We start from the raw sequence: 17,444 nt of genomic DNA, 5'->3' as shown, positions 1-17,444 counted from the left end.
AACCCTACGTTCAATGGAAAGTTGTTTAGGGTTTACTGTTTATTCGTTCGAGCATAATCCACATTAGTTCATTGGCTCCGATGGTCGCTTTTTCCTTCAAAAATTTCCTAGGTGTATTATCACCGACCTCAAAGACCAATGCTTCCGCTCCGTGTTCCACAAAAAAATAGTTCCTCGAAACCGTAGTCGGCACTAAATCTCCATTGGGCTTGATATTGGGATCATATCCCTTGATGCGTTTCTTTAAACGGTCCAGCCAAGTGGATATCAAATTGGGCATGTTTCCATAGAGTTTCGGATCAACCGTGTAATATATATCATCCCAAGTCGAATGGAAATCTATACCGAAATAGAACTTCCCTTGGGTCTTTTCGACCAAACCTTCCATAAACTCCTTGACCGCGGTGGTCTCAGGTTGATTAAAATTGGCCCAGTCCCTGTTTAGGTCGATTCCTCCAGTATTGTGTCTCCAAAACCCATTGTCGACCCCGTCTGGGTTCATCAAGGGAATTACATAGATGGCAAATTCCTTTCGGAAATTTTTGGCCACTTTGGTATTCTCGGCAAGGGTCTCTACAAAGGATTTCATGGACAGATACCCGGTAACCTCGGGAGGGTGTTGTCTTGAAATGATCATAATCATATTTTTGGATGCTGTATTGCCTATACTGAGTAAATTGAGGTTCCTGCCCTCACGGCTCTTTCCTATGATGCTCTTGGTTACGAATTTTTTCTGGGAAATACTGTCCATCCAAGCGTTGACCCTGGTCGAATTCTCCAATTCTTGACCAGCTACCCATAGTGTATCAGGGCCTACCTCCAATCTTAATTTGACTTTTTCGGGCAGCGAACCTGGGCCAAACTCTTTATCACCTCTCCCGATTTCTTCGTATTGCAAGGAATCCAAGGCAGTCCAATTCACCCCGTCGTAACTAAGCTTTGGATAGTACCTGTGCTTGTTGTTCGATTGATAGGTCAGCCAAACATCAATGGTTTTGGGACGTTTTCCCCAAACCTTGAAGGCATACCAGGAACTGGTATTTATTGGTGTGTTCTCCGAAGTGACTAATACCGTATAGGTACTGTCATTGTTCTGGACAATACCATTTAAACGGGCGCCATCAAACTCATTGGAAAAGATAATATCTTGATCTGGAAATCGGAATTGTCCCTTCCATTGTTTCTGGACCGGTTTAGAATCTGTTGACACTGCGCTCACAGGCGGCTGTCCCTGAAACCGCTGTTCTTGGCCATATAGGTTTGGTATGGTCAACAGGCTAAGAAGTACAATGATTATTTTCATAATTTGATCTTTAAGTTGATTGTTTTTGCAATTCAATTTTCTTGAAATAAGATGCGGTTGCCGCATTAATACGCGGTGCCAGTATTATGGTAGAGACCATAGTAGGTATCGACATCAGTGCAAAGCTGATATCGATGATGCCAACGACACCTGCCAGTGAGGAAACAGACCCCAGGAATATACCGAGGATATAAACATAGTTATAGATATTTCGGTATTTGGATCCAAATAGAAATACCACGCATTTTGATCCATAGTAGGAATAAGTAAACAAGGATGTCAAGGCAAATATAGTCACGATAAAAAACAATAATGGAGCACCAATACCAGGCATGGCCTTGACAAAAGCATCCAAGGTAATGGACACACCACTTTGATCTGAGTGCTGCCAACTACCCGTGGCCAAGATGGCGATGGCGGTCAAGGTACACACTACAATGGTATCAATAAAAGGTCCCAACATGGCTACCAGTCCTTCTTTGATCGGTTCCGTATTCTTTGAGGCACCATGTGCCAAAGGGGCAGTGCCGATACCTGCCTCATTTGAAAAAGCGGCCCTTCGTACCCCCATGATGATAATAGCACCCAAGCTACCCCCCAATACCGCATCACCGGACATTGCATCCTCAAATACATCCATCAGGACAGGGATGATTCTGGAATGATACAATACCAAAATATAACTGACCGAAAAAAAATACAAGGTAACCATAAAAGGTACAAGCCTACTGGCCAGATTGGCTATTCTTTTGATGCCACCAAATATGACCAGACCAACCAAAATGCTAATAACAATCGCAACAACTGCTAAGGTCAAACCACTTGGTGGTCCCATAACAGAGGGTGGAATTATTTCCACGATAACCTGGGTCAACTGGTTTGCCGTAAAAATGGGCAACGATCCGAATATCCCTGCTATCGAAAAGAAAATGGCTAGAGGTTTCCATTTTTCACCAAGACCGTTGACGATAACATACATGGGACCTCCCTGTGATTCACCTGAATCATCGCTTCCCCTGTACATGACAGCGAGCGAACAGGTGTAGTATTTGGTCCCCATTCCGATTAAGGCACTCATCCACATCCAAAATAGGGCGCCCGGACCACCCATGGTAATGGCAATGGCCACTCCAGAAATATTACCCATTCCCAAGGTAGAAGACAAAGCCGTGGTCAATGCCTTGAAGGCACTTATCTGGCCAATATTCGAAATTGTCTCGTACTTTCCCCTGATGACCTGTAGTGCATGCCAGAAATGCTTGAACGGCAATAACCTGGAATAGACCAAAAGGTACAGGCCTCCACCCACCAATAGTAGTAATAGGGGGAATCCCCAAATCCAGTCACTGATTCCGGTTATCGCTTTTTCAACATTCTCCATCCACCTATTTGTTTTGTTCAAATTTGGCGGAATAGCGTTTATAGTCCAATTGCTGTGGTCCTTCCAAATCGATGTGCTTTCCGCGGATAAAGGCCATGGTCAACGCATTGGTCTGTACATCTAGGGCATCCCCCTTGGAAACGAACAGGCTGGCCACCTTTCCCACGGCGATAGATCCCAACTTATCGTCAATTCCCAGGATTTTGGCGGGATTCAATGAAATGGTCTTAAGGGCTTCTTCCTTGTCCATCCCAAACGCTATGGCTGTTCCCGCATAAAAGGGTAGATTGATGGAATTGGACAGGGATCCAACGTGGTACATGGATACTTCGATGCCCCTACGCTGCAATTGGGTCGGCAAACCATAAAAGGCATCATAATCCATATCATCATTTCTAGGCAGGTTGTACGTGGGGGGTACAATGACCGGAACATGGTTCTCCTTCAGAAAATCAACGACCTCCAAAGTTCCTTGTGAGGCCACTAAGGAGATATGATCAATGTCAAAGGATTTGGCAAAAGTAATGCTCTCTATAATTTCCTTAGGTTCATTCGCATGGATGACCAGAACCCGTTTTCCTTGGAACAAATCCTCTAGGGCCTCCAATTTCAGGTTGGTTTGAGCAGTTGCCAATTGCCCATATTGTTTGGCATCTGAAAACAACTTTTGCAATTCACCAGTAATCGTTTCGTAAGAGACGTTGGGCCGGAGCAATCGACTGTTCGTCGCGGCATCAAAATAACTGGATAGTGAAGAGGGCCAATCGATGTGTATAGCGGCTGCCCTTTTGAATACGGCATCCTCCCAATTCCATCCATCCAAAGACATCACCGACGACGTACCTGGAATGATACCGTTGGAACGAATCGATTCAAGGTATAAAATACCATTGAACCGCAAAGGAGGGATAAAGGTAGAGGTCATATCAAAGGCGTATACCGATTTCAGATTGGGAAGATATTCTCCTTCTTCCACAGTATCTTTGGTATGGGGCACGGCATTTATCTCATTGATCCCGATTACGGAATTCAAAAGGATAAAACCCGGATAAACTTGTTGTCCGGTAATGTCGATAACCTTATAATCTGAAACACTGGTCCCCAGGTCAGAAGGTTTGCCCAAAAAGGTAATGGTTCCCTTGTCGAAACCTACGGCGGTGTTCTTCAACACCTGTCCGTCACCGGTATGGATAGTCCCCCCCACAAGTAAGATGGGCGTTTCCTGCTCTTTGGCCACCAAAGGCAGTATCTGCGCCTTCAATTCCGAAAGGCTTGAAACAATCAGGATTAGTGTCAAAATCGTATAGTTTATCTTGTTTTTCATGTTCTTCGTTATTTAGTTCTGCATCTCTAAGGACTCGCAATGGAATTCCACGCGCTCCAAGGATATTCTTGTTGATATATTTTCGACCCCTTCAAGGCCTTCTAATTTTTTAAGGAGCCTGGAACGTTCTTTTAAATTCTCCCTGCGAAGCTGTTCATTCTTGGCCAAGTCAAAATAAATGGCCCCTTCAATAATTGTCTTTTCGGGTTTGGAATAAAGTGACAAGGGGTCCCCTGTCCAAAGAACGACATCCGCAGATTTTCCCACTTTGATACTTCCCATGGTATCGTCGAGATGTAAGAGCTTTGCTGGGTTCAAGGTGATCATTTTCAGGGCCTCCTCGGGACTAATCCCACCATATCTTACCATTTTAGCAGCCTCATGATTCAAGTGCCTCATCGTTTCACCACTATCAGAATTCAAAGCGGTAACGACGCCTACCCGGTCCATGATGGGAGCATTGTATGGGGTTCCGTTCCTTGCCTCCCATTTATAGTTCCATCGGTCAGAAAACGTACTGCCTCCAACTCCATGTTCCATCATGCGATCAGCTATCCGATAGCCCTCCATGGCATGGGTGAACGTGTTCAGGGCAAAACCAAACCTTTCCGCCACCTCCATCAACATCAACATCTCTTTCTGTTGATAGGAGTGGGCCGTTATGAACCGTTTCTTCTCCAAGATTTCCAACATTGTCTCATGCAATATATTTTTACGAGGTTCCACCGCAGTTCTTTTTTCCTTTGTACCTAGACTATAATAGGCATTCCATTGCTTTTTATAATCCAAAGCCTCGTTGAAGGCATTGGTGTAGAATTGTTCCAAACCCATCAAAGAGCGTGGAAATCGTATGGAGGGCTGACTTCTGGAACGTTTTACATTCTCCCCAAGGGCAAATTTGATGAAGTGGTCTGCATCCTGGATCAACATTCCTTTGGCATCAGATCCCCATTTTAACTTTACCAGGGCAGACTGGCCGCCTATGGGATCGGAGGAGCCATGTAGAAGTTGGGCTGCCACCACGCCCCCTGCTAATGCCCTGTATATACCCGGGTCATCTGGATTAATCACATCTTGCATCCTGACCATGCCTGAATTAGGTGCTATTTCATTGATTCCTCCTAAGGCGATATGCGAGTGTTCATCAATGATTCCAGCGGTAAGGTGCTTACCTGTACCATCCACTACCAAGATGTCCTTGGTGCTGAGATTATTCCCTATTTTGGCTATCTTTCCATTCTCAATGAGTACATCTGAATTTGTCAGGATACCCTCTTCTTCATTGGTCCAAACGGTGACATTGGTTATCAAAATAGATTGGGATTCAATTTTGTCGGGACTACCAAAGGCCAAAAACGGAAAGTATACCTCGCCCAAATCCGTTGGACTTTGATTATGAACCTTTCTAGAACTGGAGCCACCCATTCCTTTTTTCGTCTTTCGGGCCATCCATTGGATATTTTCCTCAAAATTTAGGGTTCCCGTGCCATTGAGCACCGTCATACTGTTTTCCTGCTTGGACCAACCCTTCAGGTTATATTGATTTCCCTTTACAGTAAATTGTAAAACTGGAAGTTTACCATCCATTTTAAAATCCACTTTTTCCGTTGTCCCATTAGACAATGTCAATTCAGCCTGGTAATTAGAAGCTTTTGAGGTAACGGACAAAATGGCTGTTAGTGTACCAACAGTAATGTTGTATTCACCGAGTATGGTTTGGGAAGTGGGATTGTTGACTACATACGGTTTCCCTACGATCCAGTGATCCAGTATTTGAGTGCCCTCCTGAAAAAGGTCACCATCTGTAATGATAAAGTTGGCTATTTTTCCCACTTCCAAGGTTCCAAGCTTATGGTCTACACCCAGCAATTTGGCCGGTACAGTAGTCAAACTGGAAAGCGCCGCCGTTTTACTCAGGCCATATGTGACTGATTTCCTTAAATTTTTCAAAAAATCCGGTAGGTTTTCCGGGGGAAAAGAGGTGATGGCAAAAGGAATACTGTTTTGCTCTAGTGATGCTGGGTTTGTTGGGGCCAATTCCCAATGCTTAAGATCTGCCAAGTTGATTTTATTGGTGATGTATGGATCACTCACATCATAGGCCTTGGGAAAGTCAATCGGTATGATCATGGGTGTTTTCATATTCTTTATCGCCACAATACGTTGATATTCGTCCCCACCTCCTTTTATAATGAATTTAAACCCAAATTCATCTGCTATCTTATTAGCTCGCAAAGCGGTCAACCAACCATCAGTATCCATAATTTTTGGCAAGTGTTTATTGGCAATCAAAGCATCTAAGGACAGATCCAAAAAAGGTTTTTCCGTATGTGACTCATACCACTTGGCATCATATAAAGTCTGGCGCAAAAGAGCTATGGTCCCCATAGATGAGATGGGATAGTCCTGAGTCGAACTTCCCTTGTCAAAGGAATAATGATCGGCTACCTTGGATTTGATGACCAAGTTGTTTTCTGTATCTTCCCCGAGGGCCACCAATGCAGCTGTTCCCCTTGCTACGCCATCCCTTTTTATGGTCGCTACCGAACCAAATCCTTGGGCCCTCCATTTGGATGCAAGTTCCTTGTCCACTATAAAATTTTTGGAACTGTTGTATTGTGATTTTATGGCCTCATTGGCATTGTACGGCCCCTTGGTATTCGGCTGTATCTGCTCCTTACTAACGAAGGGACTTCTAAAAGGGGCGCGCTTTACCTCCGGTTGCCCATATTCCCCGAACATATCAATGAAAGAGGGATAAATATAACGTCCTCTAAGGTCAATCTCCCGATAGCCTTTGGGAACTTTATTTTCTGTTTGTACAGAGACAATCTTGCCATTTTGGATGAGCAACATCGCATTTTCCATTACCTGCGCAGGGGCAGTAATGATGGTCGCATTGGTAAAGGCCACTGTTGTCGGACGGTCGTCCAGAACATCATTTTTGGGAAAGGTCTCCTGTGTATAGGAGCTCCCAGTATAAAACATGACACATAAAATCAATAGGTATCCAGAATTTCTTTTGTCTCTCATTTTCGATGATTTAATGATTTTTGTTTGTTTTTAAAGTTTGAATAATTTATCCAATTTCAATCCTTGGCTGGATTCGGACTTATGGTAAAATGTATTGCTCAGGGAATCGTAATCATACTCTTTGGCCATTTCCTCCCCATTTTCAGCAATTTGTCTGAGAGCAACCAAGATAAAGTCCAATTCCCGATCCGTCATGGTGGGGTGAAGGGACAACCTGACCCATCCAGGCTTATCTGTCAGATTTCCGTGATCGATCTGGTCTGTTATATATTTGGAACGTTCCTGGGAAACCTTCAATAATATGTGACCGTACGTACCGGCACAAGAACAACCTCCTCTGACCTGGATTCCATAATGATCGTTCAGCAATCTGACCACTAAATTGTAATGTAGATGCTCCACATAAAAGGAAAACACACCCAAGCGGTACCTGACCTCTGATGCAAATACATGGATCCCTTTGATTTTAGGAAGTTCCTCAAAACATTTTCTGGTAAGTTCATTCTCCCTTTGTCGGATTTTATCCACGCTCATTTTATCCTTTAGACCTATGGACAGGGCCGTTTTGATGGTCTGTAAAAATCCAGGGGTTCCCCCATCCTCTCTAGCCTCAATGCTATCAAAAAAACTATGCTCTCCCCAAGGGTTGGTCCATTTCACAGTGCCGCCCCCAGGATTGTCAGGAATCCGGTTTTTGTAGAGTTCTTTATCAAAGATCAATACCCCGGAACTTCCCGGGCCTCCCAAAAACTTGTGGGGGGAAAAAAAGATAGCGTCCAATTTTCTCTCTTTTTGGGTCGGGTGCATATCAATTTGCACATAGGGCGCAGATGCTGCGAAATCCACAAAACAATACCCCTTATATTCGTGCATGATTTCTGCCAGTTCATAATAGGGAGTGCTGACACCTGTTACATTGGAGCATGCCGTGAACGATCCAATCTTCAACTTTCGGTCACCATACTTTTCCAGTTCCATTCTTAACTGGCCGGCGTCTACGAACAAATCATCGGTAGGCCTTAACAGTACAACATCTGCAATTGTTTCTAGCCAGGTAGTCTGGTTGGAATGGTGTTCCATATGGGTAAGGAACACAACCGGTCTTTCCTTTTCAGGTATGGCCAGCGATTTTTGGAGCTTTTCAGGCACCTTAAGGCCCAAGATCCGTTGAAATTTACACAGTACACCGGTCATCCCGGTATCCGTTGTAATAATGACATCATCATTTGAAGCATTGACATGTTGTTTTATCCTATCCTTGGCCTCTTCATAAAGGTGGGTCATTAACTTGCCCGTATAGGTAGTTTCAGAATGGGTATTTCCCACGAAGGGTCCAATTTTATCCGTGATAATATCCTCGATAGGACCGTACAACCTTCCACTAGCAATCCAATCCGCATAGATTATTTTTTTTGACCCAAAGGGAGTCTCGATCATTTGGTCGATACCTATGATCTTTTTTCTGAAGGAGCCAAAATAAGACTCCAATGTCATCTTTTCTTGTTTTGACATTGACAATAGTTTTTTAAGGCTGCTCTTTACCAATGAAATATCGTGTAAAAACTAACTCAAATAACCTTAGCAAATGACTTTCCAAAACCCTAAATGGGCATATGTTCATTCCTAGAATTGTATTCCATCTACAAGGGCAGCCGTTAAGTGTATTTTGTTTAAAGTGATATTATTTTTTGCTTGACAAACTAATTCTATTCCTGCAGCGTGTTTAACTGCATGAAGGACAGATGTTCTATTTATATGGTCAAAGACCTAGTACTCCCAGTTCGATTCAATAAAGTTCAAATAATCGAGCACCGATCGGGTGAATGCATTGGCAAACTTTATCCGGTTTTCTTCCGAATCCCTCACATCTGTAAAATTTGCCTCTATCTGCATGCCGAATACTTTGGGATAATCGGAAGAAGTATATCTTCTGGTGTTGTAGCCTCCATTAAAATATGGCTCTCCTCCTTTCGGGAATGGGTCATCAAGACTTGGAACTGCTGGATAACCAGATTTTTCCATCAAAGTACCAAAGGCGTTTTCCCCTGTCAACAACTCTTTAAGGATTAACCTCTGGTTGTTCTCCAACAGGTTTTGAAGGGATGTACTTGTTCCGATTTCAGAATCGTTCCCCGTACTTTTAAAGTTTTCCTGTAACGCAGGCGCTCTTAAAAGGTAACCGAGTTCCAATCGTTTTACAGCATGACTTTGTCCATGTAGATCGATATACATAGCATAGCCAAACTCCTTAATAGCTGCATCTATGGATTCTTCGATATACTTGTGGTATTGGTGCCACGTATATTCCATTTGTTGGTTTCCGCATGTCGCTTGTTCCATATTCCGGTTAAAATCAACTTTGGTCCTTGCCAATCGGGCCACGATCAAATGGGGTCTCTTATCCAATTGTTCTAAAGCATTTTTGATTTCGAAGGCCAGTTCTGCCGTATTATTGTCCATCACCTTGGTTCCGCAGTCTCTATCCTCAATCGTTTCCGGAGAAATAGTGCCGCCGTGAGGAGCACTGATGACCAATGGCATGTTGCCCCTAACGGTCTCTAACCAGCTATCATCAAAAAAAGCATGTCTTTCCGACAGTTTACTTTCCCTATTGAATGGTTCCGCAATGTTTTTGCCGCCAGAGCACTGCACTTGAAAAAGTGCAGTGACACATAGCAAGCAAAAAATCATACATTTCCTGGCCAATGTTTTAAAAAACACATCCTTGCACATTGCTTGGTTTGATTTTACAACCATTTATTGGTTCACTCTAGTAGGTGCATACAGCCCTGGATCGGTAGGTGCCATGGGATTGGACAAAACCTCATCCTGTGGATACAACATACGCTCCACATTTTGGGTGCTGGTCGGTACATTCAACGGAAAGGGAACGGCAATATCCGAATCTTCTTTTTTCAACCTACGTGCATCATCAAAAGGCATGTATGTAGTAAAACCTGTCACATACCTCTCTTCCACGATTTCACGTAACAATGCTCTTTCAGGTTCGATATTGTCCACATTCTCCATGCCACCGGCATCAAAATCCTCACTGACATAGGATTCATACACATAAGGCTCAGCCACAAAATTGGAATTTAAAAAATTTCCTGTGTTCAAGAAATCACGTAGTTGGTTCAAATGCCCTAAACCTACATTGAAACCCTGGGTCCTTGTTCCCGACTCAGCCAAGATGAGTAAGTTCTCCTGATAGGTGATCATAGGTTGTGGCTCCAGTTCCTGTGCCACACCTAGATTTCCATCCGCATCCGATTGATCAATGATATAATACTGGCGCCTGGCAGTCTCATCGGTCTTGGCATTATTGCGAGAAATACTGCTTGTGCCATCCAAAAGCTGCATCAGATAGCTATCGCCTGTACCCACGTTAGGCCCACCGGCCAAAACAATATAGTACTTGTTTTTGGTAGCATTCTGCCCCGTAACATCTAGAGGGTTGAACATCATGTTGTTGTCACTGGAGGATATCCCGTTCAGTGCGGCATTATATGCCAATCCATATTCCTTAGTGTGCATATAATAACGTGCTTTCAGTGTCCATGCGGATTCCAGCCATTTGATACGGTCTCCTTGGAAGATATAATCTTCCAGGACTCCAAAACCCTGGGCCACCTCAAGAGCTATAATTGCTTCATCCAATACAAGCTGCAATTGTTCAAAAATAACGATCTGGTCATCAAACTTTGGGTTTTCTATTTCCCCCAATGCTTCAGAATAGGGGATGTCCCCGAACAAGGATGCATAAGTACCTACCAAGTGGGCCTCAACCACCTTCGATATACCCAACAGCAAAGGGTTATCCGTTGTTCTTTCCTGTATATTTCTCAATGGGGTCAACACGCTTTGGTATCCATCCCAGTCAAATGTGTTATTGGCCACATTATATTGAAAGCGTTCCAGGTCCACCTGTTCAAACCCGATCAATTGACCGGACCAGTAACCGGCCATCCTGCTATAAGGCCCCAATTGAATAGCTATGTTCGAGAGCTCCGCCCCATTTAGGAAAAGTCCGGGGTCAATGTCGTTCAGGGTCAATTGATTAGGATTTTCATTTAAGTCGTCGACTAACTTTTCACAACTCAAAAAAGTAATAGTGGTGAAAATCAATAGAAATTTTATATATGTTGATTTCATGATAGTTTAAGTTTTAGAAGTTGGCTTGAACATTGAACAAAATTGACCTAGTCCCAGGATTGTTGAAATAATTCATTCCAAAAGCATTGCTCACCCCATAATTATTGGTCTCGGGGTCAACATCCTTGATATCTGTCCAAAGGATAAGATCACGTCCGGTCACGGATATCCGAAAGGAATCCAATGCAATCTTTTTGGTTACTTTTAGGTCAGAGAAGGTATAACCGAAGGTAACATTTCGAAGTTTCGTCCATGTGGCATCCTCAATGTACAGATCATTGGTCTTGTTAAAACCAAGGCCACCACCTATGCCCCGATACCAAGATTCATCAAGCAACACATTACCCCCTCCAAAGTTGTCAATATTTCCCCGAACAGTCGTCCCAGCGGGGATAACATCCCCGTTTACATTTACAAGATCCTCGGTTAAGGTAACCTCTTGGGCAACATCTTCATGGACACCAAATCCGTAAAGCACGACCCTGGTCCTGTTGATGTAGTCACCACCATGTGAATGCTCAAACAGAAAACTAAAATCAAAGTCATTCCATTGTAACTCCATACCCAGTCCACCTCTCCAATCCGGATTGGGATCTCCGAGAACACGACTGTCGGTATCCAACTGTGGAAACCCGTTGGGGTCCAATGCTAGGCTATTGTCTTCATTTCGTAAGGTACCGGGTAGAAAGAATGAACTCATGGGATACCCTTTGACGGCTTTTGAAGTCCCTCCTATATCCACGGTTTCCGCTCCTGCAATATCAACAACCATGTTTTCATTGTTATTGTAATTGGTACTTATTGAAAGGGTTAAGTCGTCCGTTTCAATTAGTTTACCAGTTAAATCTATTTCAAAGCCTTTGTTTTCTATAACAGCGGCGTTTTTATAGTTAAAGTTGAAACCTGAGCTCGGATTGGCTTTCACAGCGAAAAGGATATCCTTGGTCTCATTCCTATAGTAGGTTACACCCAATCCCACTCTATCCTTGAAGAACCGAAGGTCACTTCCTACTTCCCATTCTGTTTTGATCTCCGGCTTCAAATTGGGATTCCCTTTTTCCGAATCGACCATAAAACTTCCGCCAAAGGTGGAAAATCCTGTAGTGGCCAAGGTCTCGAACTTATAGGGTGCCGGTTGGATACCTACTTTTCCCCAAGCAGCCCTAAATTTTCCAAAACTCAAGAAATCGGAATCCATAAAATCACTGAATTGCCATGCCATGTCGACAGATGGATAGAAAAAACTACCCTTTATAGTAGAAGAAGCTTCCATGGCTCCTGAAAAGTTGATAAACAGTTGATTGTAAAGGCTTACACCCAATATACCATAGCCACGGTTGGAACGAATGTGTTGAAGAGTTCGATTCCACGCAGAAGCCGCTTGATCTGGATTAAGATCAGGTGTGGGCAATCTTGAATCAACAGCAAAAGGGCTTATTGTGTTCGTATTGATGGTCCTCTTCCTATCATTGAAGTTCACACCGAGGGTAGCTGACACCCCAAAATCACTGTTAAAATCATGGGTAGCGATAAGAATCCCATCCAAATTGAATTCTTTACTGTTAATGTCGGTCTGGCTCCAATATCCCCCACTTCTTAGTCCGCTTGCCGATCCAATCGGATAAAATTGGCTTCTTGAGTCCGTATAGTAATCCAGACCTCCCCTAAGGATGACTTTTAGCCAATTTACAGGGTCAATGGTCAGTTCAGGATTTATGATAAACCTATTGACATCATTGGGTGCCTTCTGTTCATTGAGGGTCCATAAGGGGTTGTTGTAAATGGGGTTTTCCGACTCCCCAAGGTGTCTTCTGTACGAGCGTTGGCGATTTGTAAATATTTCCCCATTGGATGCGGTATAGGTACCGTTATAATCCGTAATGTCAAAATCTGGCGCGGCTCGTAAAAGCCCCAATAGGATACCGTTCGTAGTATTACCGGCCTGTTCTATACGATTGGATTTGGTATTGGTATAGGATAACCTATTGTTCCAAGATAACCAGTCGGTGACTTGGAACTTCGTGTTCAACCTAATATTTTGTCGTTTGTAATCATAATTTTCGATGATTCCCTTTTGATCGAGGTTTTCATAACTAAAAAAGTAGGAAGCTTTTTCCCCTCCACCACTTACCGATACATTGTGCTGTGAAAAGGTTCCTATCCGAAAGACTTTGTCATAATTACTGTCGGTATAGGTTTCCCTGGAATTTTTAGTAATCACAGGAAAATATCGTTCCCCTGTGGTATTCGGTACAAAAAAGGCCCCAGAGTTATCCACTTCATCCGGTCCACCGGCACGATCTGCTATCTTATCCCCCCATGATTCTGCGAACGATGCACTATACGCCCCATTACGCCCCTGTCCATAGGAATCTTGTAACGGCGTTCGGACATTGATGTAATCATAGGATTGTGAAAAGGAATATTGTACGGATGGTTTCTTGCCCAATTGCCCACTCTTGGTGGTGATGACAATAACCCCATTGGCCGCCCGGGAACCCCAAAGAGCGGCTGCGGATGCTCCTTTCAAAATTTGTACCGAGGCTATATCCTTGGGGTTAATGTCGTCCAATCTAGACTGTTGGCTCAGGGTAACGTCCCCGATATTGTCGTTGCTAACAGGAATACCATCCAGGATGATTAAGGGTTGGCTTGACCCTTGAATGGTATTGGCACCACGTATTTGTATTGATGAACCTGCGCCGGGATCTCCATTGGACTTACCGATCCGAACCCCGGAGGCCTTCCCTGCCATGGCATTGATGAGACCTGCTTCCCCTGCCCTTTCTATATTGTCCGATTGGATAGAGGAACTTGTGGAACCTGATTCATCTTTGAGCTGCTTGGTACCAATTGCCGTTACCACCACTTCTTCCAAGTTGCTAACACTAGGAACCATGGCTATATTGATGGTCGCTTCATCACCAACGATAATTTCAGTGGTTTGGTAACCAATGTAAGAATACAATAGAGCATCGTCTTTGGACGCTTCGATTGTATATTTCCCATCAAAATCTGAAGAAACCCCCTTGGTCGTACCTTTTAAAACAATACTTACACCCGGTAATGGAGCATTTTTCTCATCGGTAACGATACCGGTTACCATCATACTTTGCTTAAGTTTCCCTGAATTGATTGACTCGTCATTATCTGGGATTGATTCTTTTTTCAAAAGCACGATGAGCTTTCTTCGTACTTCGAAGGAAACATTGCTTTCTTTCAAAATAAGGTCCATAAGGGTTCCTATTTTTACTTTCTTCACATCGATAGTGATTCTTCTATTGATATCAAGAGCAGCGTTTTGATATAAAATATTGTAATCCGTATTCTTTTCTATTTCGATGAAAATCGATGAAAGGGTAGCATTCTCCATTTTCATGGAAATGAATTTCTGTGAATAGGAGCTGTTGGCTTGCAGTTGGAATAGTGCAACCAACAAAAACAATGCTGAAATTTTCATTTTCAAATCTATTTTAAGCGAAAAATAGTTTTTGCATAGTGCGTTTTTCATATTTTTGAAATGTTTTAAAAATTGGTCATTCAGTTTTTAAATTTGTTTGGAATCCAGGGATTGTTCCAGCAATTCCTGGTTCTACTAAGTTCATCTCATGGGCTATTTGATTTTTTGAGTTAGTATTATTTTTTTGTTGGATATATTGTAGTCAAAACCTTTGATTCTTTGGAAACCTTGGAATACCTCTTCGATGGTCTCTGTTTCAAACCTTCCGGTGTATTTTTCCTTTCTCAAAAGTTCATCATTGATTTCAATTTCTATATTGTAATGTCTTTCCAGCTTTTTCGTGATTTGGTAAAAATCTTCGTTCTTGAACAAGAGTACACCTTCCTTCCATGCAATGTGGCTACTCACATCGACACTGTCAACGACCATCTCTTTGGTAGAATCGGAATATGATGCGATTTGGTTGGGTTTTAAAAGAACAGGGGCCGATGCCGATAGACCATTATTTCCCCCAACAGTAAGACTGCCTTCCACCAAAACTACCTTGGTATATTCATCATCCGCGTAACCTGAAACATTGAATTGAGTCCCCAACACTCTGGTCTCTACCGTACCCGTACTCACAACAAAAGGCCTCAAGGAATCTGATTTTACTGTGAAATAAGCCTCACCTCTCAATACCACATTCCTTATTCCTTTTTTAAAAAATGCCACGGGATATGTTAAGGATGAGCCGGAATTAAGATAAACTTCAGAACCATCCGATAAGACCACTTGGAATTTTTTACCATAGGGCACTTCCAAGGTGTTGTACACCAATTGTTGGTCATGATTTTTATTTTCAACACTCATTTTATCATAAACAATTTTTGCCCCTTCCTGTCTGGCTACAAAATTGTTTGAACGGGACACTATTCCAATCGTATTGTCTTTCAAAGTTTCTTTGGTTTGTCCATTCCCCAAAGTAATGGTAACTTCCTTTGTCTTGGTCCTTTCGCCCCCATTATCGTGTAAATAGAAATAAATGGAAATGGAAAATACACCGATAAATATCGCTGCATATTTCAACCAGACCGTATTGCGTCTTCTTTTAGTCTTAATGTTGTGGTCAAACTTTAAAATCAATTCTTTTTTGTATTGCTCAATATTGTCTTCCCTCATGAATCGTGCAATCAAATAATGGAGTTCTGCAGACTCTTTAAAAGATGAGGGATTATCCTTTACCCATTGGGACAATTGTTCAATTTCTTCAGGGCTTGATGCATTTTCAAAGAAATTTAATATGATTTTTTCTATTTGTTTATCTTTCATTTTTGTTAAATGCGAATTACCAAATTGTTACTTGTTAAACGATTTGATTTTTAAAAACCCTTGGTTTTAATCAAAAAATATTGATAATATTGGGGAGACTTTGAAAATAGTCGGTATGAATTCGCAAGATCATAAGGAAAATATTGATATAGTCGCGATTCGGAAAGGAGACAGGGTGGTGTTCAAAAAGACCATGGTACTGTACTATGACGAACTATATATTTATGCCAAAAGTCTGTCAAGGGATGAGCTTTTGGCAAAGGACTTGGTCCAAGAGACTTTTTTTGGACTGTGGCAGAAAAAAGAGAATATCAGTGTCAATACTGTTCTAAAGGGCTGGCTATATAAAACCCTTAAAAATAAGTATCTGGATCATATTAAAAAGTACCGTAAAGAAACCTATTTCTTTGAAAGGACTTTTTCTGAAACGATGGATTCCGTAGTGAAAGAAGAGTGTCAAAATAATTTGAGCCAAAAACTTGAATTGTTGGATATAGAAATCCTGAATTTGCCCAAAAAATGCAAACAGGTCTTGATTATGAGTAAAAAGGAGGGATTGACGAATATTGAGATTTCAGATTACCTTGGAATATCTGTAAAAACAGTTGAAGGCCATCTCTCCAATGCCTACAAGATTTTAAAGGAAAAATTATATGGAAAATTCCAAATATTGTTCACTTTGATCTGTTTTCGAAAAAATGAAGCCACCAATTCATCATAAGACATGTCCGAACATTTGATTTTGGACAAAGTCGGAATGGAATAAAAAAACACACGCACACCTAATACAATTAATAAGTAGCATTTTTCAAATCTGTTAACCGAGTAGTCAACTTTAGACCGTTTCGATTGATTATATATAGTAGACGTAACAAAAAATATGGACTTACTATATTTAAATAGACATAAAGATAAATACATGTCGCCTGCTTGAATTAATTTGGAAACATGTCAAAAGAATATAGAATGACACGGTAGAGTTTTAAGAAAAGTTGTGGTACTCAGCTATGTTCATGGTTGCGTTGTGGAGATATACAGGGAACTGGACATACATACATCCGCATTGAACCGATAGCGATAGCGACGGGAATTCATCATTAAAGGGACAATAGTTCTCCCTGGATGGGGAAACCCGAAGTTGATGGACGAGAAACATGAAATGGCTGAATTAATTAAACATTTAAGGGGTACAGATCTGGAGCGGGATATACTAAAAAAGCCATCGCCTCTACAACAGCTGTCCCCTCGCTAAATAGGTATGCAATACCTTTTCCAAAGCAGGGTCCTTTTCTAGGACGGCATGAAAAATATAGGTTTCCTAAATTTAGATTTGCAGTTGGGAAGTTATGCAAAATGTTTAAGATACGTAAACGCGTTTCTCATAGAAATGGAAATCTAAAAAGTAACATATAAAAGTTAGAGTTAAAAGGGTCGATTAAAACTGAAAGGAACTTTTTCTAAAGGTGATTAGTTTGGT

General features: G+C 42.1%; 10 protein-coding genes. 1 reads left to right on the top strand and 9 read right to left on the bottom strand.

Features of this window, described 5'->3' with window-relative positions:
- Window positions 1-25: 25 nt before the first annotated feature.
- The 9 genes from MWU56_RS00510 to MWU56_RS00470 form a co-directional block, all read right to left on the bottom strand.
- Window positions 26-1,303, bottom strand: coding sequence for a M14 family metallopeptidase (locus tag MWU56_RS00510; RefSeq protein WP_247041152.1), 1,278 nt, complete (start codon window positions 1,301-1,303; stop codon window positions 26-28).
- Window positions 1,304-1,313: 10 nt separating this feature from the next.
- Window positions 1,314-2,684, bottom strand: coding sequence for an alanine/glycine:cation symporter family protein (locus tag MWU56_RS00505; protein ID WP_247041150.1), 1,371 nt, complete (start codon window positions 2,682-2,684; stop codon window positions 1,314-1,316).
- 4 nt (window positions 2,685-2,688) lie between these two features.
- Complete coding sequence (locus tag MWU56_RS00500) at window positions 2,689-4,008, bottom strand: amidohydrolase family protein (RefSeq protein ID WP_247041143.1); 1,320 nt, start codon at window positions 4,006-4,008, stop codon at window positions 2,689-2,691.
- A 12-nt stretch (window positions 4,009-4,020) separates the two neighbouring features.
- Entirely contained in the window at window positions 4,021-7,041 is a 3,021-nt protein-coding gene (locus tag MWU56_RS00495) for an amidohydrolase family protein (protein ID WP_247041136.1), read from the bottom strand.
- Between the two features lie 30 nt (window positions 7,042-7,071).
- On the bottom strand, window positions 7,072-8,553 hold the full coding sequence (locus MWU56_RS00490; protein ID WP_247041130.1) for an aminotransferase class V-fold PLP-dependent enzyme: 1,482 nt from the start codon (window positions 8,551-8,553) through the stop codon (window positions 7,072-7,074).
- A gap of 255 nt (window positions 8,554-8,808) precedes the next feature.
- Window positions 8,809-9,774 (bottom strand): hypothetical protein, encoded by a 966-nt coding sequence (locus MWU56_RS00485; protein WP_247041129.1) that lies wholly within the window; start codon window positions 9,772-9,774, stop codon window positions 8,809-8,811.
- A 24-nt stretch (window positions 9,775-9,798) separates the two neighbouring features.
- Window positions 9,799-11,196, bottom strand: coding sequence for a SusD/RagB family nutrient-binding outer membrane lipoprotein (locus tag MWU56_RS00480; protein ID WP_247041126.1), 1,398 nt, complete (start codon window positions 11,194-11,196; stop codon window positions 9,799-9,801).
- A gap of 13 nt (window positions 11,197-11,209) precedes the next feature.
- Window positions 11,210-14,707 (bottom strand): SusC/RagA family TonB-linked outer membrane protein, encoded by a 3,498-nt coding sequence (locus tag MWU56_RS00475; RefSeq protein WP_247041124.1) that lies wholly within the window; start codon window positions 14,705-14,707, stop codon window positions 11,210-11,212.
- Window positions 14,708-14,809: 102 nt separating this feature from the next.
- Window positions 14,810-15,967, bottom strand: a complete 1,158-nt coding sequence (locus tag MWU56_RS00470) for a FecR family protein (RefSeq protein WP_247041108.1) — start codon at window positions 15,965-15,967, stop codon at window positions 14,810-14,812.
- A gap of 115 nt (window positions 15,968-16,082) precedes the next feature.
- Here MWU56_RS00470 and MWU56_RS00465 point away from each other — a divergent pair, with 115 nt between their 5' ends.
- Window positions 16,083-16,688 carry an RNA polymerase sigma factor gene (locus MWU56_RS00465; protein ID WP_247041106.1) on the top strand — a complete coding sequence of 202 codons (606 nt, stop codon included), beginning with the start codon at window positions 16,083-16,085 and terminating at the stop codon, window positions 16,686-16,688.
- The last annotated feature ends 756 nt before the right edge of the window (window positions 16,689-17,444 follow it).

The organism is Allomuricauda sp. F6463D (assembly GCF_023015965.1).
Lineage (GTDB): Bacteria > Bacteroidota > Bacteroidia > Flavobacteriales > Flavobacteriaceae > Flagellimonas.
Note: the sequence above shows the minus strand (reverse complement) of the source record. Positions and strands in the feature narration are given on the sequence as shown.